The sequence below is a fragment of the Achromobacter sp. Marseille-Q4954 genome (genome assembly GCF_943737025.1).
Classification (GTDB): domain Bacteria; phylum Pseudomonadota; class Gammaproteobacteria; order Burkholderiales; family Burkholderiaceae_B; genus Achromobacter; species Achromobacter bronchisepticus_A.
The window spans coordinates 1387917-1407835 of the sequence record NZ_CALSFQ010000001.1 but is presented as its reverse complement, the minus strand read 5'-3'; the positions used below and the strand labels follow the sequence as shown (position 1 = coordinate 1407835).

The following is a 19919-nucleotide window of genomic DNA, read 5'->3' as shown; positions in this document are numbered from 1 at the left end:
CCGCTCCTACATGAACAATTGGATATTGCCGAAGGCCGCGTCGCAGTTGACGAGGTCCACGCGCTTGAGCCGGATGCGCAGCGCGCCGTCCCGCTCCACCAGATGGTGGGTGGCCCAGCCCGCGTACAGCGTCTGCGCGTCCTGCCGCGTCTCGACGTAATGAAAGGCGGTGCGCACCACGTGGCGGCCTTCGGCGGGGGCGGCATCGGGATGGCCGTGTTCCACCATGGGCGCCTGCAGCAGGTGATGGCAGCGGCTCTTGGGCTGTTGCGAGAACGTGCGCTGGCCGGCCAGGCGCTCGACGCGCACGCGCAGCAGCAGCTTGTCTTCGTACATGAGCGAGGCGTGCAGCTTGGGATCGGTCTGGCCATGGGCCAGCGGCATCCAGTAATAGCCGTCTTCGGTGTACAGGTTCAGCCAGTCCTCGAAGCGCAGCTCGTCCAGCATGCGCGCCTCGGCGTAGACAAAATCGATCAACTCGCGGTCGCTTGCGCTCATACCGACTCCGCTCCGGTCATGTAGCGGCCCCATGCGCGGTACTGGTTGCGCATCTGCCATTCATTGGTGCCATTGGTGGCGACGTTCTTCTGGCCGACCTCGTCGGGCGAGTACAGCCGGCCCACGTTGACCCAGTCCCGCGCCCGCGATTGCAGGCCGTCCTGGGCGCGCTCGTACATTTCCAGGTCGTCGTGCCCGACCACCGAGGTCGGCGCGTTGATGAGGCGGTTGTACATGAGCGTGCGCTCCAGCAGCAGGTCGGGCGCGCCCACCAGGCGGAAGGTCCAGGACTCCACCAACGTGCGGTCGGCGGCGATCGGCTTGAACACGCGCAGCGTCTGGATCGGGCCCTTGACCATGATGTTGGGGAAATACACGGTGTTGTGGCGCACGTCGCCCAGGATCTGCTTGGCGCGGTCCTCGCCGTAGGCCGCCACCATGGAGTCCCAGTAGCCCGGAATGCCGGAATACGAGGCATGGATGGAGTCCGACACGCCGGTATGGCCGTGGCCGTTCTCCCACACGCGGATGCCCATGTTCTCGAAGAACTCGTAAGGCGAGATGAAGGGCGCGAACAACTCGACGGCCATGGGCTTGGGCGTGCCTTCCGGCGCCTGTTCCCAGACCTTCACGGCGGTGCCTGCCGAGGACTCGTGCGCCACCATCGGGTGGCAGGTGTCGGTCTGGTTGTCGACCAGCATCTTCCAGTTGCAGCGGTGCATGTAGCGCAGCACGCCGCCGGCGACTTCCAGCCGGCCTTCGGGCGAGCGGTCCACCATGTTGTCCAGGGTGGACAGGGACTCGCCGAAGAAGTCCTCGAAGGACTGGCCTTCCGGGTTCAGGCGGCAGAACACGAAGCCGCGATGGTTCTTCACGTCCTTCACGGCGGCCATGCCCTGGCTCGCTTCGCAGTTTTCCAGGCCGGTGTTCTCGTAGCCCTTCTTCAGCGGGATGGACAGCAGGCTGCCGTCGGTCTTGAAGGTCCAGGCGTGATAGGGGCAGCGAAAGAACTTGCCGGTGTTGCCGCAGGCGTCGCCCGCCACCATGGTGCCCTTGTGCGGGCAGCGGTTGTGCAGCACCCGCACCGTGCGGTCGCTGTGGCGCACCATCACCACCGGCTGGTTGCCCACCGTGGTGGTGATGTAGTCGCCCGGATTGGGAACCTGGCTGTCGTGGCCGACGTAGACCCAGGTGTTGGCGTACAGGCGCTCCATCTCCAGCTCGAACAGCTCCTGGTCGATGAACAGGTCCTTGTGCACCTCGGTGTCGCGCAGCAGGGCGCGGATGGCGTCGGGGTTGTCGCGGTATTTGGCCATGATGGCGCTTCCTTGCGTCGGGGCTACAGGTCCAGCACCAGGCGCGCCGATTTCGCGCGCGAGATGCAGATCTGGATGATCTTGCCGCTGGCCTTCTCGGTGTCCGAGAGGTAGTAGTCGCGGTGGTCGGGTTCGCCTTCCAGCACGGTGGCCTGGCAGACGCCGCATTCGCCGCGCTTGCAGTCGTACATCGGGTCGCAGCCTTCTTCTTCCATGACGTCGATGATGGTCTTGTCGGCGGGGATGGTCAGCACCCGGCCGGACTGGCGCAGCTCGACTTCGAAGGGCTGGTCGCCGGCCTGCGGCGCGGCGGTGGCGAAGAGTTCGAAATGGATATGGGCGTCGGGCCAGTGGCGCGCGTGCGCGCCCTGGATGACCGCGTCGATCAGGCCCTTGGGGCCGCAGACGTACAGGTGCTGGCGCGGCGATGACGCGTCCAGCAGAGCCTGCAGGTCGAAGCGGCAGGAAGGATCGTCGTCGGCGTGCAGGCTCAGGTCATCGCCGGCCAGGGCCTGCAGTTCGGGCAGGAAGGCCAGCTGGTCCTTGCTGCGGCCGCAGTAATGCAAATGGAAGGCGCGGCCCGCGGCCTTGAGCGCGGCGGCCATGGAGGCCACCGGCGTGATGCCGATGCCGCCCGCGATCAGCACCACGGGTTCGTCGCCGGCAGGCGATTCGTGCAGCGGGAAATCGTTCTTCGGGCCTTCGACCGTGAGCGTGTCGCCCTCGGCCAGCGCATGCATGTGGCGCGAGCCGCCCTGGCTGGTTTCCTCCAGGCGCACGCCGAGCCGGTATTCCGCGGGCTGGGCGAACTTGCCGGCTTCCGGCGCCAACTGCACCAGCGAATAGCAGCGCGGCTCGCGCAGGCCCGGCACCGTCACCTTCAGGTGCGCGCCCGGTCCGAAGGCGGGCAGGGGGCCGGCGTCCTCGCGCGCCAGCCGGAACGAGCGGATCAGCGGCGATTCCTGCCGGACTTCCCGGACGATGAGTTTCAGTGTCTGCACGGCGTTTGTCCCTATCTTTGCTTGTCTCAGGCCGCCAGCTTTTCAGCCAGCTGGCGTTCCATGGGGCCGCATTTTTCGTTGGCCAGCGCGGTTTCGCGCAGCGAACGCAGCGTCTCGGCGGCGTCGGGCCGGCCGGCCAGTTGTTCCGCCGCGGCGATCAGCTGGCGGTACTTGCCGCCGCCGCGCACGTGGGTGTCGCTATAGCCCTTGACCAGGCGGCGGCAATTGACGGTTTCGACGGCCAGCGCGTAGTCGCGCGGGGCCAGGCGGGCGATCAGGTCCAGCCATTGCGTGAGGCCGGCGGCCTCGGTCTGATGGCGCAGCGTGCTGCGGCGGAAGCGCCGCATGCCCGCCAGGGTGTAAAGCATCAGGAATCCGCCCAGCGTGCCGCTCTGCATGCGGCGGCCGTGGCCCAGGCGGCGTTCGACGAAGCCGCCGAAGGCCTTGGAGCCTTCGAGCCAGCGGCCCAGGCCCGCCGGCAACGTGCCGCAGATTTCTTCCAGGCGCGGGTGCATGAATTCCGTGGTGTAGACCAGCTGGTCCGGGCGCGCGCCGACTTCCTGGCGCACGCGGTCGAAACGCGTGGCGCGGGTCTTCAGGTCGGCGACGCGGATCACGTCGTCGTAGGCCATGGCCGTGGCCACGTAGCGCGCGGCGGCACAGGTCAGCGCCCATTGCCGGGCCTCGCCGCCATGCGCGGCGTCCAGGTCGCGGATGGCCTTCATGTGGCGCAGGTACTCGGCGGCATAGGCCAGGTCCTGGAATTCGATCTGGCGGCGCGTGCCCGCGGCCAGCATGGGCTGCGCACAGGCGGGAAAGTCGCGCTTGATCGTGTCCAGCAGGGCCTGCGCCTTGGGGCTGGCGGCGCGTTCCGGCACGGTCGGCACCGGCCGCGCCAGATCGATGGGAGCCGGCTGCGCGGGCGCCTGGTCGGCGGACTCGTAGCCCAGCGCGAAGGCGCGCAGGCTGGCTTCCACGCCCAGGCCGGCGCGCCGCACCGTGGCTTCGAAGTCGTCGCGCGAGAAGGGCAGGGCGCCGCTGCCGGCCACCGCGCCGAACAGGCTGGCGCTGATGACGCTGCCGGCGCGGTCGGCCAGGTCCTGCAGGTCGAAGCAGAGGAAGCGTTTGGCCGCGGCGCGGCCCGCTTCCAGCACCTTGTTGGGATCGGCGATGCCGTTGCCGGGCGCGGATTTTTCGCTGACGGCGTAGCTGCGGTGCGAAGAAGTCAGCAGCACGGTGCGTTCCGGCGTGACCAGTCCGCGCTGGATGGCGCGGCCGCCTTCCATCAGTTCTGCGGCGACCACCAGGTCGACGTCGCCCGGGGTGGGCATCAGCGCCAGCGCGGGTTGCCGTCCGGCGCGCTGCACTTCGGCTTCGGGCAGCAGTTCCAGGTAGTAGATGGTGGCGCCGGTGCGTTGGGCCACGCCCGGCACCGAGGTGGTCTGGGCCCACCAGCCGGCGTGCTCGGCCATGTCGACGATCCAGTCGGCCAGCACGCCGCCGCCCTGGCCGCCCATGGCCAGGATGGCGATCTTGATCGGATTGGCTTGTTGCATAGCGGCCGGGTTCATGGAACTGGAATCCTCAGAGGGCGTGGTGGGCCAGGCGCGCGGCGCGGCGCCGTTGCAGGAAGCCGATGACGGCGGTGCGCATGCGCGCCAGGAAACGGTCGCGGCCGGTCGGGTTGTGGACGATGTCGGCGCGGTAGAAGGACGGGCAGAGCACCGCGGCATGGGCGACTTCGCCGCAGTTGCCGCAGCCCACGCAGCTGCTTTCCACGTGCGCCACCGGATCTTCCTTCAAGGGGTCGCCGCTGTCCTTGACCGTCAACGACGGACAGCCCGACAGGCGGATGCAGGCGTGGTCGCCGGTGCAGACGTCGGGGTCCACGCCGAAGCGTTCCTTCACCACCCGCTTGCCTTCCTTCACCGCCTTGTTGAACAGCGGCTTGATGCGGCGCTGCTTGTTCAGCATGCATTCCGATTGCGCGATGATGACCTTGGGACCCTTGATGTCGGTGGTCAGCGCCTCTTCGATGGTGGCGCGCACCTTGGCCACGTCATAGGTGCGGTCCAGCGTGCGCACCCACTTCACACCCACGCCGCGCACGGCCTGGTCGATGGGGTTGTTGGTGGAGCGGTCCGGATTTTCGGCGCGCGAGGACAGGATGTCCTGCCCGCCCGTGGCCGAGGCGTAGAAGTTGTCGACGATGACGATGACGCCGTCGTACTTGTTGAACACCGCGTTGCCGATGCCGGAGGACAGTCCGTTATGCCAGAAGCCGCCGTCACCCATGATGGAGATGGGGCGCTTGGCGGCCGGCACGTTGAAGGCCGCCGCGCTGGAGGCGCCCAGGCCGTAGCCCATGGTGGTGGCGCCCAGGTTGAACGGCGGCAGGATCGAGAACAGGTGGCAGCCGATGTCGCAGGAGATGTGGTGCTGGCCCAGCGTTTCCTGCGCCAGGGTCAGGGCCGAGAAGATCGGCCTTTCCGGACAGCCCGTACAGAAGCCCGCGGGCCGCGGCGGCACCACGGCCGCCAGGCCTTCGACGTGCTTGTGGAAGGTGATGGGCTGCTCGGCCGGACGCGCGGGCTTGGGCCGCGCCACTTCGGTGATCTGGAGCTGGCTTGCCGCGGCCTGGGCGTCGGCGGCGGCGGCGGGGTGCGTCTGCAGCGATTCCGGGCGCTGCCGCTTGAGGAATTCGCGCAGGCCGTCGCGCATGACCTGGGTGGTGTATTCGCCCGCCATCGGCAGCACGTCCTTGCCGGACAGCTTGGTGTCGATGCCGGCGCGGCGCAGCACGGTGTGCAGGTTCTGTTCGATGTAGTCCGGCTGGCCTTCTTCCAGCAGCAGCACGGCGCGCTTGCCGCGGCAGAAATCGATGACCTCGTCCTCGATCACCGGGTACGTCACGTTCATGACGTACAGCGGGATGCGGCTGTTGCCGAAATTGTCGGCCAGGCCCAGCAGTTGCAAGGCGCGGATGACGCCGTTGTAGAGGCCGCCTTGCAGGATCAGTCCGATATCGTCCTGGTCGCCGTCGAAGTGCTCGTTGAGCTTGTGCTCCTTGATGTAGCGGATAGCGGCGGGCCAGCGTTCCTTGATCTTTTCCTGCTCATGCAGGAAGGAGGCAGGCGGCAGCACGATGCGGCTGGTGTCGCGCGCCGGGCTTTCCAGCGCCTGCGCCAGCGAGAAGGCGGGACGCTTGTTTTCCTTGGCGATGAAGCGGCCGTGCACGTGGCAGCCGCGGATGCGCAGCTGCAGCATCACGGGCGTCTTGCTGGCTTCGGACAGTTCGAAGCCGTCTTCCACCGCCTTGACCATGCTTTCCAGATTGGGGCGCGGATCCAGCAGCCAGATCTGCGACTTCATGGCGAACGCGTGCGAGCGTTCCTGCATGATGGAAGAACCTTCGCCGTAATCCTCGCCCACGATGACCAGCGAGCCGCCGGTGACGCCGCCGGAAGCCAGGTTGGCCAGCGCGTCGGACGCGACGTTGGTGCCCACGGTGGACTTCCAGGTGACCGCGCCGCGGATCGGATACATGACCGAGGCGGCCAGCGTGGCCGCCGCGGTGGCTTCGGAGGCGCTGGCCTCGAAGTGCACGCCCAGTTCCTGGAGGATGTCGTTGGCGTCGGCCAGCACGTCCATCAGATGCGAGATCGGCGAACCCTGGTAGCCCGCGACGTAGCCCACGCCGGACTGCAGCAAGGCCTTGGTGACCGCAAGAATGCCTTCTCCGCGGAACTCTTCGCCCGCGCCGATGCGCAACTGCTGGACTTCTTTCTTGAAAGACCTTTCAGCCATCTGGCACTCCTTCGCGGCCCGGCCTGCGGGTCCTCAATGGTTGCTGCTTTGCAGCATCGTCACGTCAGGGAAATCTCGTCTTAAAAATACTTTAGGAGTCAACGTTTTAGCTGTCAATAAAAAAGATGAAATTTCATGGAAAACAAAAAATATCACGCTAAAACAATGACGTATATACTCGTTGTTCTCTAGTTTGCAGCGCTGTTCCGGCGCTGTAGTGGTGCAAAAACGGGTTGCGATTCCGGGTATACCCTGTGCTGCGCAACAGCATTGCGGCACATCATGGCGCGCGTTTGCGCCAGCGTGGTGCAATGCGCATTTCGTCGGGCCGCGTCGGCCCTGGTTTCCGGTGCGTGGGAGCAAAGCAACATGCGGTTGGACAAGCAGCGGGACACGGACGCGGCGGCGCACAAAGGTCGCTTCGTCGATGGCTATCTGGCCTATCTGCTGGCGCAGGCCAGCCAGCGCATTTCGGCGGAATTCCATCTCCAGGTAAAGGCGGCCGGCCTGTCGGTGACCGAATGGCGGGTGCTGGCCAGCCTGGAGGGCAGTCCCGGTGAAACCATAGGCACGCTGGCGGTGCTGGCGATTACCAAGCAGCCGACCTTGAGCAAGGTGGTGCAGCGCATGGAGGCCGAAGGGCTGGTGGCGCGCACGGGCGTGCGGGCGGACCGGCGCCAGACCCGGGTCTGCATCACGACCAAGGGCACCAACCTGATCGCCGCGCTGTGCGAACAGGCCTTGCAGCACCAGAAGGCAGTGCTCGCCCCGTTCGGCGAGGAAAAGGCCGCGATGCTGATCGACATGCTGGAAGTGCTGATGACCGAGCACGTGCCGCTGGAACTGTCGGCGCCGGACGAGGAATAGGCGGGGGCAGGGGCGGGCGGCATGCCCAACACTGTTTACTTCGATTATTTTGTTACAAGCTTATGTGTCCCCTATTGGTTCTCCCTCTGTGAAAACCGTCTACGGTACGCATAAACCCTCAATTGACGGAGGTCTTGCGGCTAGGCAATATCGCGCCGGTATTCAGACTACAGTCAGGAGTTGAACCTATGCGCCGCACTTTGATTGCTATCGCGATCGCCGCCGCCGTTGCCGTGCCCACGATCGGGCAGGCCAAGACCTTCCGCTGGGCCGCCCAGGGCGACATCCTCACCTTCGATCCGCACTCGCAGAACGAAGGCATGACCATCGCCGCCAACAGCTATGTCTACGAACCGCTGGTGGACTACGACAAGTCCTTCAAGGTCAACCCGCGCCTGGCGACGGAATGGGAGCAGGTTTCGCCCACGCTGTACCGCTTCAAGCTGCGCCCCGGCGTGAAGTTCCACGACGGCGCCGCCTTCACCGCCGACGACGTGGTGTTCTCGATCCACCGCGCCATGGCGCCCACCTCGAACTACAAGGCCTACACCACCGGCATCAAGGAAGCGCGCAAGATCGACGACCTGACGGTCGAGATCGAAACCTCGGCGCCCAATCCGGTGCTGCTGCGCCAGCTGACCAACGTGTTCATCATGAACAAGGCCTGGTCGGAAAAGAACAACGTCGCCAAGCCGCAGGACTACGTCAACAAGGAAGAGACCTACGCCGCGCGCAATACCAACGGCACCGGCCCCTACAAGCTGAAGTCGCGCGAAGTGGACGTGCGCACGGTGTTCGAGGAAAACAAGGACTGGTGGAACAAGGGCGGCAAGGTCGGCAACGTGACCGAGGTCGTGTTCACGCCGATCAAGCAGAACGCCACGCGTACCGCGGCGCTGCTGTCGGGCGAAATCGACTTCGTGCTGGATCCCGCCGCCCAGGACCTGGACCGCCTGCGCCAGTCGGCCAAGGTCGTGGAAGGCAACGAGTACCGCACCATCTACCTGGGCCTGGACCAGAAGCGTCCGGAACTCCAGTACTCCAATATCAAGGGCAAGAACCCGTTCCAGGACATCCGCGTGCGCGAGGCGCTGTACCGCGCCATCGACGTGGACGCCATCAAGCGCGCCGTGATGCGCGGCCTGTCCGCGCCCACCGGCACGATGATCGCGCCGCAGGTGCACGGTTGGGCCCAGCAGCTGCAAGCGCGCGTGCCTTATGATCCGGAAAAGTCCCGCGCCCTGCTGAAGGAAGCCGGCTACGACGGCACGCTGAACTTCACGCTGGACTGCCCGAACAACCGCTACATCAACGACGAAGCCATCTGTCAGGCGGTCGTCGGCATGTGGGCCAAGGTCGGCGTCAAGGCCACCATGAACGCCATGCCGCGTTCCACCTATTTCCCCAAGGTGCAGTCGTTCGACACCAGCGCCTACCTGTTCGGCTGGGGCGTGCCCACGTTCGACGCCATGTACACGCTGCAGAACCTGATCCGCACCAAGGGCGAGGGCGCTGACGGCATGTACAACCTGGGCAACTACAGCAACAAGGAACTGGACGTCATCATCGACCGGATCAAGACGGAAACCGATCCGGCCAAGCGCGATGCCGACATCATCACCGTGCTGCAAGGGCACGCCAAGGACTTCGGCCACATCCCGCTGCACGACCAGGTCATTCCCTGGGCCATGCGCAAGAACGTCACGGTCATCCACCGTGCCGACAATCGCCTCGTTGCCGATTGGGTCAAGGTTGACTGATCCAGGCTAATCAAACGGCGCAGCCCGTCGGCCTGTTCATGGTGAACAGGCCGACGGGTTTTCGCTGTTACGCCTTTTCCGCCTATGTTTGCTTTCATACTGCGTCGCCTGTTGCAGGCCGTAGCGGTGATGCTCACCGTCGCGCTACTGGCCTTTGTGCTTTTTCAATACGTCGGCGACCCTGTCACCATCATGCTGGGGCAGGACGCCACCGATGCCGAACGCATCGAACTACGTGAGCGCCTGGGGCTGAACGAGCCCGCCATCGTCCAATTCGGCCATTTCGTGGCCAACGCCCTGCAGGGCAATTTCGGCATATCCCTGCGCCAGAGCGAACCCGTTTCCACCCTGCTGAAATCCCGCCTGCCGGCCACGCTGGAACTGTCCATGGTGGCCGCCTTGCTGGCGCTGCTGGTGGGCGTGCCGCTGGGCGTGTACACGGCGCTCAAGCGCAACAGCCTGCTGTCCCAGCTGCTGCTGGCCGGTTCGCTGCTGGGCGTGTCGCTGCCTACCTTCCTGATCGGCATCCTGCTGATCCTGGTGTTCTCCGTGCAACTGGGCTGGCTGCCCAGCTACGGGCGGGGCGACACCGTGAGCGTGGGCTGGTGGTCCTCGGGCCTGTTCACCGCCACGGGCTGGAAGCATCTCATCCTGCCGTCCATCACCCTGTCGCTGTTCCAGATGACCCTGGTGCTGCGCCTGGTGCGTTCGGAGATGCTGGAGGTGCTGCGTTCGGACTACATCAAGTTCGCCCGCGCCCGCGGCCTGAAGCGCCGCGCCATCCACTTCGGCCACGCGCTGAAGAACACCATGGTGCCGGTCATCACCATCACCGGCCTGCAGCTGGGCGGCATCATCGCCTTTGCCATCGTCACGGAAACCGTGTTCCAGTGGCCGGGCATGGGCCTGCTGTTCATCCAGGCGGTGCAATTCGCCGACGTGCCGGTCATGGCGGCCTACCTGTGCCTGATTGCGCTGGTGTTCGTGGTGATCAACCTGATCGTCGATCTTTTGTATTTTGTCGTGGACCCGCGCCTGCGTTCCGGGCTGACCCGCGGCGGGGGGGCTCACTGATGCGCGCCGTACTCAAACGCTGGTGGGACAGCGACATCGCCTGGGCCTGGCGCCGGGCGCCCGTGGCCATCGTCGCCACCGTGATGCTGGCGCTCCTGCTGATCGGCTCCTTCGGGGCCGGTTGGGTGGCGCCGCACAACCCGTTCGACCTGACCAAGGTGGAACTGCTGGACGCTTTGCTGCCGCCCGCCTGGGAGGCCAATGGCCTGCCCACCTATCTGCTGGGCACCGACAGCCAGGGCCGCGACCTGTACTCGGCCATTCTGTACGGCACGCGCGTGTCGCTGCTGATCGGCCTGGCCTCGGTGCTGCTGTCCATGGTGATCGGCATCGTGCTGGGGCTGATCTCGGGCTACGCGGGCGGGCGCATCGACGCCTTCATCATGCGTATCGCCGATGTGCAGCTGTCGTTCCCCGCCATTCTGATCGCGCTGCTGATCGACGGCGTGGCGCGGGCGGCGGTGCCGCGCGATCTGCACGAGCTGATCGCCTTCCCGGTGCTGATCGGCGCGATCGCGCTGGCGGGCTGGCCGCAGTATGCGCGCACGGTACGCGGTTCCACCCTGGTGGAGAAGAACCGCGAATACGTGCAGGCGGCGCGCGTGATCGGCGTAGCCTCGCCCGTCATCATGTTCCGCCACGTGTTGCCCAATGTGCTGGGTCCGGTGCTGGTGCTGGCCACGGTGCATCTGGCCACGGCCATCATCACGGAAGCCACGTTGTCGTTCCTGGGCGTAGGCGTACCGCCGACCGCGCCGTCGCTGGGCACGCTGATCCGCATCGGCAACGACTTCCTGTTTTCAGGGGAATGGTGGATCACCATCTTCCCCGGCGCGGCGTTGGTGCTGCTGGTGCTGTCGGTCAACTTGCTAGGCGACTGGCTGCGCGATGCGCTCAACCCCCGGCTGAATTGAGGTTTACATGAGCGCACTTCTAGAAGTCCGCAATCTGCGCGTGGAATTCCCCACGCGCCGCGGCACGCTGCGCGCCCTGGACGACGTGTCCTTTTCCATCCAGGCTGGCGAAGTCCTGGGCGTAGTGGGCGAATCCGGCGCCGGCAAATCCTTGACCGGCGCATCCATCATCGGCCTCCTGGAGCCGCCGGGGCGCATCGCCGCGGGCGAGATCCTGCTGGCGGGCCGCCGCATCGACAACCTCCCCGACGAGCAGATGCGCCGCGTGCGCGGCCGCGAGATCGGGGCTGTGTTCCAGGATCCGCTGACCTCGCTGAACCCGCTGTACACGGTGGGCCGGCAATTGGCGGAAACCATCGTGACGCACCTGGACTTGAGCTGGTCCCAGGCGCGCGAACGGGCGGTGGAGCTGCTGGCATCGACTGGCATTCCGGCCGCGCGGGAACGCATCGACCATTACCCGCACCAGTTTTCCGGCGGCATGCGCCAGCGCGTGGTGATCGCGCTGGCCCTGGCGGCCGAACCCAAGCTGGTGGTGGCGGACGAGCCCACGACCGCGCTGGACGTGTCGATCCAGGCGCAGATCATCGAACTGCTCAAGCGCCTGTGCCGCGAAAATGGTACGGCGGTGATGCTGATCACGCACGACATGGGCGTGATCGCCGAGACCGCCGACCGCGTCGCGGTGATGTACGCGGGCCGCGTGGCCGAGATCGGCCCGGTGGCCGACGTGATTCACAAGCCGCGCCATCCCTACACGACGGGGCTGATGGGATCGATTCCGTCGCTGGAAGGGCATTCCGAACGGCTGGTGCAGATCGATGGCAGCATGCCGCGCCTGAACGCCATTCCGCCAGGCTGCGCCTTCAATCCGCGCTGCGGCCAGCGCCTGCCGCGCTGCGGCGTGGAGCGTCCGGAGCTGATGGCGGCCGGCACGTCCCGCGCGGCCTGTTGGCTGCACGACAACAACGATAAGGTGGCCGCATGACGACGCCCTTGGTGGAAGTAAAGGACGCCGCGCGCTGGTTCGATGTGTCGCCGCCGTGGCTGGAACGCAAGCTGGCGGGCAAGCCGCGCGTGATGCTGCGCGCCGTCGATGGGGTGTCGTTCGAGATCGCGCGCGGCGAAACGCTGGCGCTGGTGGGCGAATCGGGCTGCGGCAAGTCGACCGTGGCGCGCATGCTGGTGGGGCTGTACGGTCTGACCCGCGGCGATATCCGCTTTGACGGCCAACCGCTGTCGCGCATGTCGGAGCCGGGCGGCCGCGCCTTGCGCAAGCGCCTGCAGATGATCTTCCAGGATCCCTATGCCAGCCTGAATCCGCGCTGGCGCGTGGGGCGCATCATCGCCGAACCCATGCTGACCCATACCGCCATGACGCCTGACGAGCGCAGCGCGCGCGTGGGCGAGCTGCTCAAGCAGGTGGGCCTGGACCCGGCCGACCAAGGCCGTTATCCGCACCAGTTTTCAGGCGGCCAGCGCCAGCGCATCTCGATCGCGCGGGCGTTGGCGGTGAATCCGGAATTCCTGGTGTGCGATGAGCCGACCTCGGCGCTGGACGTGTCGGTGCAGGCGCAGGTGCTGAACCTGATGAAGGATCTGCAGCGCAACCTGGGGCTGACCTATCTGTTCATTTCCCACAACCTGGCGGTGGTGCACCACGTGGCCGACCGGGTGGGGGTGATGTACCTGGGCCGCATGGTGGAGGTGGCGCCGCGCGACGAGCTGTTCGCGCGGCCGCGGCATCCGTACACGCGCATGCTGCTGGAGGCCATTCCCGACATCAATGGCGCGGGCAAGCCGCGCACCGCGGTGGCGGGCGAGGTGCCCAATCCGCTGAACCCGCCGTCGGGCTGCACCTTTCATCCGCGCTGCCCGCATGCGAACGAGCGCTGCAAGTCCGAGGCGCCGGTGGCGATGGCTGCGGGAGTGTCGGTGGTGGCCTGCCACGCCGTGCAGGAAGGGCGGATCTCGGTCTGACCCGCGGACGGCGCGGTTGCGCGGCCATGCCGGCCGCAACCCGCCGTCCGGCGCAGGCTCAGTGGCGGTGGTTGTGGTCGTGAGGATGATCGTGGCCGTGGCCGTCCGCATCATCCTCATCGTCCTCGTCCGCTTCGTCCTCGTCGTCTTCGTCGTCCTCCGCGTCCGGATCTTCCGGCACGGGTTCTTCCGACAGGGCGAACGGCAGCACGTCTTCCAGACTGTCGGACCAGGCCGATTCTTCGCCGTCGTGGTCCAGTTTGATGAAGCGCTCGCCCTCGTTCAGCGAGATCTCGATGGCCCAGAGATAGAGGCAGTCGTAGGTGTCGTCGTCGGACTGGGGCAGGCCGCCGCGGTTGCCCAGCAGGCGGGCGCCGGCGCCGCCCAGCTGCACGTGGGTCTGGTCCTCGTCGGGCTTGGCGTTTTCATCCATGGGCACGCCATAGGTCACCCATTCGGTGCCGTCATCGCCCAGCACCACTTCGGCCAGCACGGGCTTGCCCAGGTACGCGCTCAGCGCGTCGGCGGTCTTGGCCAGCATGTCCAGTTCAGCGGCGCTGAAGTGGGTCAAGGAGGCGGGGGGAGTGGCGGAGGCAGACATGAAGGGGTTCCTGGGCGCGATGAAGCCGCGACGGCACGGCAAGATACGGGCCTGCTGGCAGACCCTGGCTACAGCCGTATTGTCTCGCGATCGGCCGCGTCTTGCATCAGGCGCTTGGATTACGCGGTTCTCCGGGGTCATGGCGCGGGTGCGCCGCCCTGGCTGCGCCTGCGCGCGTTGTCCGGCGACTCGCCGGTGAGCCGCTGGAACATGGCGATGAAGGCCGAGGGCGTGCTGTAGCCGAGCTCGCGCGCCACGGACTGGACCGGCCGGCCGGCATCCAGCATGCCCAGGGCGCTGACCACGCGCAGCCGCAGACGCCATTCATTGAACGACATGCCCAGGTGCAGCTGGCAATGGCGCAGCAGCGTGCGTTCGGTAATGCCCGCCGTGGCGGCCCAGTGCGCGGCGCCGCGCTTGTCGCCGGGACTGTGCTGCAGCGCCGACAGGATGGGCGCCAGCAAAGGATCGGAGGTGGACGGCAGGTAGCTGGCGTAAGCCCGCGCCTGGCGCGCCTGGTCGATGACGATCTGCGCCATGCGCCGGTCTTCCGGCGTATCCGGATAGCTGATGCCGCGCCGTTCGAAGTCGGCCAGGATCGCGCGCATGACCGGGCTGATCTCGAGCGTGCACGGTTCCGCGGGCAGGCCGGCGCAGGCCGCGGCCGGGATGTCGATGCAGGCGTAGTGCACCTCGCCTTCGTTCTGGCAGCAGTGCTCGACATGCGGTGGAATCCAGATGGCGTACTGCGGCGGCGACAGGTAGGTGACGCCGCGGATGCCGATTTCCATGATGCCGGAGATCGCGAAGTTCAGTTCCGCCCAGGGCGAGCTGTGGCGCTTCATGCGCGAGTTCGGCGTGAAATGCAGGATGCGGCAAGCTAGCGGATAGGGCAGGTGGCTGGCCAGGGCAGGCGCGGTATCGATGCCGGGCATGTCGGAACTTCGTCTGGTTTTGTCTGTTTTTCATTATATACATCAGGTCGGACAGATCCTACACTGGCCCTGTCTCATCTACGCCTGTGCATTGCCCCTCATGACCCGTGCTTCTTCTCCCCATGTTCCCGCCCGTTATCTGCTTTATCCGCTGCTGGCGGCCCTGATCTGGTCGGTCAACATGATCGTCACCAAGATGGCGGCCAGCGCCATCGCGCCGGCCGCCATCGGCTTCTACCGCTGGGCCCTGGCCGGCGTGGTGCTGACGCCGTTCGTGCTGCCGGGCGTCTGGGCGCAGCGCCGCCAGATCCTGCCCCACCTGCCCAAACTGGCGGTGCTGGGGGGCTTGGGCATGGCCCTGTACCAGGGCCTGGCCTATGTGGCGGCCGCCAGCACCACCGCGACCAATATGGGCATCATCACGGCGATGATTCCGCTGATGACCATCGCGGTGGTGGCGCTGCTGCTGCGCGAACTGCCCTCGGTCATGGCCATGCTGGGCGGCCTGCTGTCGCTGGCGGGCCTGGCCCTGCTGATCGGCGAGGGCGATCCCGCCCGGCTGCTGGAAGTGGGCGCCAACCGCGGCGACCTGCTGATGGGTGTGGGCGCGTTGGCCTATGCGCTGTACGGCGTGCTGCTGCGCCGCTGGGCATTGCCGGTGGGGCCGTGGCAGTCGCTGTATGTGCAGGTGGCTTTCGGCGTGCTGTTCCAGCTGCCGGCTTTCCTGATGGCGCCGCCTTCGCCGCTCAACGGCGACAACTTGCCGCTGGTGCTGTATGCGGCGGTGTTCCCGTCGCTGTTCGCGCCCTTCCTGTGGATGCAGGGCGTCAAGCACCTGGGCCCCAACCGCGCCAGTATTTTCCTCAACCTCATGCCGGTAGCCACGGTGGCGATCGCGGCCGTGTTCCTGGATGAAAAACCCCATCTGTTCCACATCGTCGGCGGGGCGATGGCGCTGGCCGGCGTGATGCTGGCGCAGATGCGCGCCGGCGGCCGGGCGGCGCGGCCCAAGGCCGCCTGAAGGGGCGGTTCCGCGGCGTGGGCCGGCCATTTGGCGGTGGACATACGCGGGTCAGGGTTCCGGCCTACAATCGACGATTCATCAGCTATATCTCCTATATACGAGCCCATGGCCCAATACGTCTACACCATGAACCGCGTCGGCAAGATCGTGCCGCCCAAGCGGCAGATCCTGCGCGACATTTCGCTTTCGTTTTTTCCTGGCGCCAAGATCGGCGTGCTGGGCCTGAACGGCTCGGGCAAGTCGACGCTGCTGAAGATCATGGCCGGCGTCGATCGCGAAATCGAAGGCGAAGCCATTCCCATGCCGGGCCTGAACATCGGCTACCTGCCGCAGGAACCGCAGCTCAACCCCGAGCACACGGTGCGCCAGTCGGTGGAAGAGGGCCTGGGCGCCGTCGTCACGGCCAAGAAACGCCTGGACGAGGTCTATGCCGCCTACGCCGAGCCGGACGCCGATTTCGACGCGCTGGCCGCCGAGCAGGCCGAGCTTGAAGCCATCATCGCCGCCGCCGCCTCCAGCGGCGCCGACGACATCGAGCACCAGATGGAAATCGCCGCCGACGCGCTGCGCCTGCCGCCCTGGGACGCCATCGTCGGCAAGCTCTCCGGCGGTGAAAAGCGCCGCGTCGCGCTGTGCCGCCTGCTGCTGTCCAAGCCCGACATGCTGCTGCTGGACGAGCCCACCAACCACCTGGATGCCGAGAGCGTGGAATGGCTGGAGCAGTTCCTGCACAAGTTCCCGGGCACCGTGGTCGGCGTGACCCACGATCGCTACTTCCTGGACAACGCGGCCGAATGGATCCTGGAACTGGATCGCGGCTATGGCATTCCCTGGAAGGGCAACTACAGCTCGTGGCTGGAGCAGAAGGAAGACCGCCTGAAGCAGGAAGAGGCGTCGGAATCCGCCCGCCAGAAGACCATCAAGAAGGAACTGGAGTGGGTGCGCCAGAACCCGAAGGGCCGCCAGGCCAAGGCCAAGGCGCGTCTGGCCCGCTTCGAGGAACTCTCGTCCTACGAATACCAGAAGCGCAATGAAACCCAGGAAATCTTCATTCCCGTGGGCGAGCGCCTGGGCAACGAAGTCATCGAATTCAACAACGTCAGCAAGGCCTACGGCGACCGTCTGCTGATCGACAACCTCAGCTTCAAGGTGCCGCCCGGCGCCATCGTCGGCATCATCGGCGCCAACGGCGCCGGTAAGTCCACGCTGTTCCGCATGATCGCGGGCCGCGAGCAGCCGGATTCGGGCGAGGTCAACATCGGCCAGACCGTCAAGCTGGCCTATGTCGACCAGTCGCGCGATGCGCTGGAAGACAAGAAGACCGTGTTCGACGCGGTGGCCGACGGCGCCGACCTGCTCACGGTGGGCAAGTTCGAAATGTCGTCGCGCGCCTACCTGGGCCGCTTCAACTTCAAGGGTGGCGACCAGAACAAGGTCGTGGGCCAGCTGTCGGGCGGTGAGCGCGGCCGCCTGCACATGGCCAAGACGCTGATCGCCGGCGGCAACGTGCTGCTGCTGGACGAACCGTCCAACGACCTCGACGTCGAAACCCTGCGCGCGCTGGAAGACGCGTTGCTGGAGTTCCCCGGCAGCGTCATGGTCATCAGCCACGATCGCTGGTTCCTGGACCGGATCGCCACGCACATCCTGGCCTTCGAAGGCGACTCGCAAGTGGTGTTCTTCGACGGCAACTACCAGGAATATGAAGCCGACAAGAAGCGCCGCCTGGGCGAAGAGGGCGCCAAGCCCAAGCGCCTGCGCTACAAGGCCCTGAAGTAATCGGCGCCTGCAAGAATCCCGGCCTCGCGCCGGGATTTTTTTTGCCGGGGGTATGCTAGGGGCTGTTCAAGGCTTCGTTCCGTGTGAACCGGCCTTGGGGACTACTTCCTGGAGCACCGCGCAATGTTGTTGTCCGCTACCGATTCCACCCTGCTGATCGTCGACATGCAGGGGCGTCTGATGCCCGTCATCCACGACAACGAGGCGGTGCTCAACGCCGCGCACAAGCTGGCGCAGGCTGCGCGCCTGCTGGACGTGCCGGTAGTGGCCACCGAGCACCACGCCAAGATGCTGGGGGCCACCGTGGAACCGTTGCGCGAGCAGGTCCAGAGCGCCTTCCAGAAAATGCACTTCTCTTCGGCGCTGGAGCCGGGCTTCGAGGCCTGGTTGCCGGCTGCACGCAAGACCATCCTGGTGGCGGGCTGCGAAGCGCACATCTGCGTGCTGCAAACCGTGATCGGTTTGATCGACCTGGGCTACCACGCGGTGCTGGTGGCGGATGCGGCGGGCTCGCGCAAGCCTGCCGATCATCACGCGGCGCTGCGCCGCGCGCGTGCGCATGGCGCTGAAATCGTCACGTCCGAAATGGCGATCTTTGAATGGATGCGGACTTGTGAACACCCGCGTTTCCGCGAGGTGTTACGTCTGGTCAAATAGCGGCCGACCGCTGCAACAATGTCCCTGGGGCGCGCAAAGATTAACTCGCCCTTTGACACAATTCATGGGCAAACTTCACAGCCAGGGCAAGAATATTTTGCGATCCTGAAGGTTCCAGGCCCTCATGGGCGCCGCGCGCTCGCATCCAGTTTCATGCGCGGCTCCCGGGTACGAGAATAGGAACCACAAATATGAAAATCGCATCTCTCTCCAAAATCTGTGTTGCGCTGGCGCTGACCGCCGCCATGGCTGGCTGCTCGTCCTGGGACGGCATGAGCCATCGCCAGAAGAGCACCGTCGGCGGCGCTGCCCTGGGCGGCGTGGCAGGCGCCGTGATCACCAACGGCGGCATCCTCGGAACGGTGGGCGGAGCGGCGATCGGCGGCGTCATCGGCGATCAGGTCGGCAAGCGTTAAGCGTTCACCGCCCCAAAGCAAATGCCCGGCAATGCCGGGCATTTTTTTGACCTGGGCTGTGCGCGGCGGCAAGTATGCCCCTGCGCCGCGCAGCCGCATCAGGTCTCGTTCTGAGGCATTTCGATCTTGACCTCCAGGACCTCCAGCGTGTCCTGGCGTTCCAGGTGCACCTTGATGTCCTCGGGGTTGATCTTCACGTATTTCGAAATGACGGCGATAAGCTCCTGCTGCAACTGCGGCAGGTAATCGGGCGAGTCGCCGCGGCCCCGCTCGTGGGCCAGGATGATCTGCAACCGTTCCTTGGCGACGGATGCGGAGGTCTTCTTTTGACCAAGCAGAAACGACAGGAAGGACATTGCTTACTTGCCTCCGAACAGGCGTTTCAGGAAACCGGGCTTTTCGTAGTCGGTAAAGCGCAGGGCCTTGTCTTCGCCAAGATAACGGGCCACGACGTCCTTGTAGGCTTCGGAAACGTCGGTGTCTCTGAGGTGGATGGCCGGCAGGCCCTGGTTCGACGCTTGCAGCACCGCTTCGGATTCGGGGATCACGCCGATCAGCTTGATGCGCAGGATGTCCTCGATGTCGCCCAGCGACAGCATTTCGCCGTCGACCACGCGCTTGGGGCTGTAGCGCGTCAGCAGCAGGTATTCCTTGACGGGCTCGTCGCCTTCCACGGCGCGCTTGGACTTGGCGGCCAGGATGCCCAGGATGCGGTCGGAGTCGCGCACCGACGAGACTTCCGGGTTGGTCACGACCAGTGCGTCGTCGGCGAAGTAGGCGGCCATCAGCGCGCCGGTTTCGATGCCGGCGGGCGAATCGCAGACGATGTAGTCAAAGCCCATGCCCTTGAGGTCGTTGATGACCTTTTCCACGCCTTCCTGCGTCAGCGCGTCTTTGTCGCGCGTCTGCGAGGCGGGCAGGATGAACAGGTTTTCGAGCTGCTTGTCCTTGATGAGGGCCTGGTTGAGCGTGGCTTCGCCCTGGATCACGTTGACGAAGTCGTACACGACGCGACGTTCGCAGCCCATGATCAGGTCGAGGTTGCGCAGGCCGACATCGAAGTCGATGACAGCGGTCTTGTGGCCCCGCATCGCGAGTCCCGCAGAAAAACTGGCGCTGGTCGTGGTTTTGCCCACGCCGCCTTTGCCGGAAGTCACCACAACAATGCGTGTCATGACGATCAAACCCTTATGTTCGAATAAATCGCGTTATCGTAAAGCAAAAAGCCCTTGTAAGGCTTCTTACAGGATGTGTTGAAATTTGCGCGGGTGTCTGCGCGTGCGCCTCGGC

Annotated in this window: 19 protein-coding genes; 10 read left to right on the top strand and 9 right to left on the bottom strand. The window is 65.7% G+C overall.

All coding sequences use genetic code 11. The annotated features are described in order from the left end of the window. Nucleotides 1–6: 6 nt before the first annotated feature. From NGK62_RS06595 to NGK62_RS06575, 5 genes are read right to left on the bottom strand one after another with little or no spacing between them, the layout of a single operon-like run. Entirely contained in the window at nucleotides 7–498 is a 492-nt protein-coding gene (locus tag NGK62_RS06595; protein ID WP_118932372.1) for an aromatic-ring-hydroxylating dioxygenase subunit beta, read from the bottom strand. Further along, the gene (locus NGK62_RS06590) at nucleotides 495–1814 is read right to left on the bottom strand and encodes an aromatic ring-hydroxylating dioxygenase subunit alpha (RefSeq protein WP_059371599.1); all 1320 of its coding nucleotides are present in this window, start codon (nucleotides 1812–1814) and stop codon (nucleotides 495–497) included. Before NGK62_RS06590 ends, NGK62_RS06595 begins: the two co-directional genes overlap by 4 nt. 23 nt (nucleotides 1815–1837) lie before the next feature. After that, complete coding sequence (locus NGK62_RS06585) at nucleotides 1838–2815, bottom strand: PDR/VanB family oxidoreductase (protein WP_251877773.1); 978 nt, start codon at nucleotides 2813–2815, stop codon at nucleotides 1838–1840. Nucleotides 2816–2841: 26 nt separating this feature from the next. Beyond that, complete coding sequence (locus NGK62_RS06580; protein WP_251877771.1) at nucleotides 2842–4386, bottom strand: indolepyruvate oxidoreductase subunit beta family protein; 1545 nt, start codon at nucleotides 4384–4386, stop codon at nucleotides 2842–2844. 13 nt (nucleotides 4387–4399) lie between these two features. Next, a complete protein-coding gene (locus NGK62_RS06575; protein WP_251877769.1) occupies nucleotides 4400–6622 on the bottom strand; it encodes a ferredoxin family protein in 2223 nt (740 codons plus the stop codon). A gap of 369 nt (nucleotides 6623–6991) precedes the next feature. Between NGK62_RS06575 and NGK62_RS06570 the strand changes: the two genes are divergently transcribed. The 6 genes from NGK62_RS06570 to NGK62_RS06545 all read left to right on the top strand — a co-directional run bounded on the left by NGK62_RS06570 (nucleotide 6992) and on the right by NGK62_RS06545 (nucleotide 13217). After that, nucleotides 6992–7489 (top strand): MarR family winged helix-turn-helix transcriptional regulator, encoded by a 498-nt coding sequence (locus NGK62_RS06570; protein WP_054457381.1) that lies wholly within the window; start codon nucleotides 6992–6994, stop codon nucleotides 7487–7489. 188 nt (nucleotides 7490–7677) lie between these two features. Continuing rightward, nucleotides 7678–9249 carry an ABC transporter substrate-binding protein gene (locus NGK62_RS06565; RefSeq protein ID WP_059371603.1) on the top strand — a complete coding sequence of 524 codons (1572 nt, stop codon included), beginning with the start codon at nucleotides 7678–7680 and terminating at the stop codon, nucleotides 9247–9249. 84 nt (nucleotides 9250–9333) lie between these two features. Continuing rightward, nucleotides 9334–10323 carry an ABC transporter permease gene (locus tag NGK62_RS06560; RefSeq protein ID WP_059371604.1) on the top strand — a complete coding sequence of 330 codons (990 nt, stop codon included), beginning with the start codon at nucleotides 9334–9336 and terminating at the stop codon, nucleotides 10321–10323. Next, nucleotides 10323–11237 carry an ABC transporter permease gene (locus NGK62_RS06555; RefSeq protein WP_059371605.1) on the top strand — a complete coding sequence of 305 codons (915 nt, stop codon included), beginning with the start codon at nucleotides 10323–10325 and terminating at the stop codon, nucleotides 11235–11237. The genes NGK62_RS06560 and NGK62_RS06555 overlap by 1 nt, the downstream gene beginning before the upstream one ends. Before the next feature lie 7 nt (nucleotides 11238–11244). Then, a complete protein-coding gene (locus tag NGK62_RS06550) occupies nucleotides 11245–12225 on the top strand; it encodes an ABC transporter ATP-binding protein (RefSeq protein ID WP_059371606.1) in 981 nt (326 codons plus the stop codon). Next, nucleotides 12222–13217 carry an ABC transporter ATP-binding protein gene (locus NGK62_RS06545; protein WP_118932369.1) on the top strand — a complete coding sequence of 332 codons (996 nt, stop codon included), beginning with the start codon at nucleotides 12222–12224 and terminating at the stop codon, nucleotides 13215–13217. Before NGK62_RS06550 ends, NGK62_RS06545 begins: the two co-directional genes overlap by 4 nt. A gap of 58 nt (nucleotides 13218–13275) precedes the next feature. Here NGK62_RS06545 and NGK62_RS06540 read toward each other — a convergent pair whose 3' ends face one another. Both NGK62_RS06540 and NGK62_RS06535 read right to left on the bottom strand, forming a co-directional pair. Then, nucleotides 13276–13818, bottom strand: coding sequence for a hypothetical protein (locus NGK62_RS06540; protein WP_059371608.1), 543 nt, complete (start codon nucleotides 13816–13818; stop codon nucleotides 13276–13278). Between the two features lie 137 nt (nucleotides 13819–13955). Continuing rightward, a complete protein-coding gene (locus tag NGK62_RS06535; protein WP_251877767.1) occupies nucleotides 13956–14753 on the bottom strand; it encodes an AraC family transcriptional regulator in 798 nt (265 codons plus the stop codon). Nucleotides 14754–14853: 100 nt separating this feature from the next. Between NGK62_RS06535 and NGK62_RS06530 the strand changes: the two genes are divergently transcribed. The 4 genes from NGK62_RS06530 to NGK62_RS06515 all read left to right on the top strand — a co-directional run bounded on the left by NGK62_RS06530 (nucleotide 14854) and on the right by NGK62_RS06515 (nucleotide 18629). Beyond that, nucleotides 14854–15774 (top strand): DMT family transporter, encoded by a 921-nt coding sequence (locus tag NGK62_RS06530; protein ID WP_251877765.1) that lies wholly within the window; start codon nucleotides 14854–14856, stop codon nucleotides 15772–15774. Nucleotides 15775–15882: 108 nt separating this feature from the next. After that, on the top strand, nucleotides 15883–17556 hold the full coding sequence (gene ettA, locus NGK62_RS06525) for an energy-dependent translational throttle protein EttA (RefSeq protein WP_059371610.1): 1674 nt from the start codon (nucleotides 15883–15885) through the stop codon (nucleotides 17554–17556). Between the two features lie 123 nt (nucleotides 17557–17679). Then, a complete protein-coding gene (locus tag NGK62_RS06520) occupies nucleotides 17680–18213 on the top strand; it encodes an isochorismatase family protein (protein ID WP_059371611.1) in 534 nt (177 codons plus the stop codon). Nucleotides 18214–18404: 191 nt separating this feature from the next. Then, a complete protein-coding gene (locus NGK62_RS06515) occupies nucleotides 18405–18629 on the top strand; it encodes a YMGG-like glycine zipper-containing protein (RefSeq protein ID WP_059371612.1) in 225 nt (74 codons plus the stop codon). A gap of 98 nt (nucleotides 18630–18727) precedes the next feature. Here the strand turns inward: NGK62_RS06515 and minE are convergent, their stop codons facing one another. Further along, nucleotides 18728–18985: a cell division topological specificity factor MinE gene (minE, locus tag NGK62_RS06510; protein ID WP_006217654.1), complete on the bottom strand. Its 258-nt coding sequence runs from the start codon at nucleotides 18983–18985 to the stop codon at nucleotides 18728–18730. A 3-nt stretch (nucleotides 18986–18988) separates the two neighbouring features. Then, the gene (gene minD / locus NGK62_RS06505; protein WP_041652327.1) at nucleotides 18989–19804 is read right to left on the bottom strand and encodes a septum site-determining protein MinD; all 816 of its coding nucleotides are present in this window, start codon (nucleotides 19802–19804) and stop codon (nucleotides 18989–18991) included. Nucleotides 19805–19919 lie beyond the last annotated feature (115 nt).

What these genes read in the sequence shown, in the direction of transcription:
- NGK62_RS06550 (WP_059371606.1), top strand. Translation starts at nt 11,245, where the DNA reads ATGAGCGCACTTCTAGAAGTCCGCAATCTGCGCGTGGAATTCCCCACG.
- NGK62_RS06535 (WP_251877767.1), bottom strand. Translation starts at nt 14,753, where the DNA reads ATGCCCGGCATCGATACCGCGCCTGCCCTGGCCAGCCACCTGCCCTAT.
- NGK62_RS06575 (WP_251877769.1), bottom strand. Translation starts at nt 6,622, where the DNA reads ATGGCTGAAAGGTCTTTCAAGAAAGAAGTCCAGCAGTTGCGCATCGGC.
- NGK62_RS06530 (WP_251877765.1), top strand. Translation starts at nt 14,854, where the DNA reads ATGACCCGTGCTTCTTCTCCCCATGTTCCCGCCCGTTATCTGCTTTAT.
- minE (WP_006217654.1), bottom strand. Translation starts at nt 18,985, where the DNA reads ATGTCCTTCCTGTCGTTTCTGCTTGGTCAAAAGAAGACCTCCGCATCC.
- NGK62_RS06555 (WP_059371605.1), top strand. Translation starts at nt 10,323, where the DNA reads ATGCGCGCCGTACTCAAACGCTGGTGGGACAGCGACATCGCCTGGGCC.
- NGK62_RS06570 (WP_054457381.1), top strand. Translation starts at nt 6,992, where the DNA reads ATGCGGTTGGACAAGCAGCGGGACACGGACGCGGCGGCGCACAAAGGT.
- NGK62_RS06540 (WP_059371608.1), bottom strand. Translation starts at nt 13,818, where the DNA reads ATGTCTGCCTCCGCCACTCCCCCCGCCTCCTTGACCCACTTCAGCGCC.
- NGK62_RS06520 (WP_059371611.1), top strand. Translation starts at nt 17,680, where the DNA reads ATGTTGTTGTCCGCTACCGATTCCACCCTGCTGATCGTCGACATGCAG.
- NGK62_RS06515 (WP_059371612.1), top strand. Translation starts at nt 18,405, where the DNA reads ATGAAAATCGCATCTCTCTCCAAAATCTGTGTTGCGCTGGCGCTGACC.
- ettA (WP_059371610.1), top strand. Translation starts at nt 15,883, where the DNA reads ATGGCCCAATACGTCTACACCATGAACCGCGTCGGCAAGATCGTGCCG.
- NGK62_RS06595 (WP_118932372.1), bottom strand. Translation starts at nt 498, where the DNA reads ATGAGCGCAAGCGACCGCGAGTTGATCGATTTTGTCTACGCCGAGGCG.
- NGK62_RS06590 (WP_059371599.1), bottom strand. Translation starts at nt 1,814, where the DNA reads ATGGCCAAATACCGCGACAACCCCGACGCCATCCGCGCCCTGCTGCGC.
- NGK62_RS06545 (WP_118932369.1), top strand. Translation starts at nt 12,222, where the DNA reads ATGACGACGCCCTTGGTGGAAGTAAAGGACGCCGCGCGCTGGTTCGAT.
- NGK62_RS06560 (WP_059371604.1), top strand. Translation starts at nt 9,334, where the DNA reads ATGTTTGCTTTCATACTGCGTCGCCTGTTGCAGGCCGTAGCGGTGATG.
- NGK62_RS06580 (WP_251877771.1), bottom strand. Translation starts at nt 4,386, where the DNA reads ATGAACCCGGCCGCTATGCAACAAGCCAATCCGATCAAGATCGCCATC.
- NGK62_RS06565 (WP_059371603.1), top strand. Translation starts at nt 7,678, where the DNA reads ATGCGCCGCACTTTGATTGCTATCGCGATCGCCGCCGCCGTTGCCGTG.
- minD (WP_041652327.1), bottom strand. Translation starts at nt 19,804, where the DNA reads ATGACACGCATTGTTGTGGTGACTTCCGGCAAAGGCGGCGTGGGCAAA.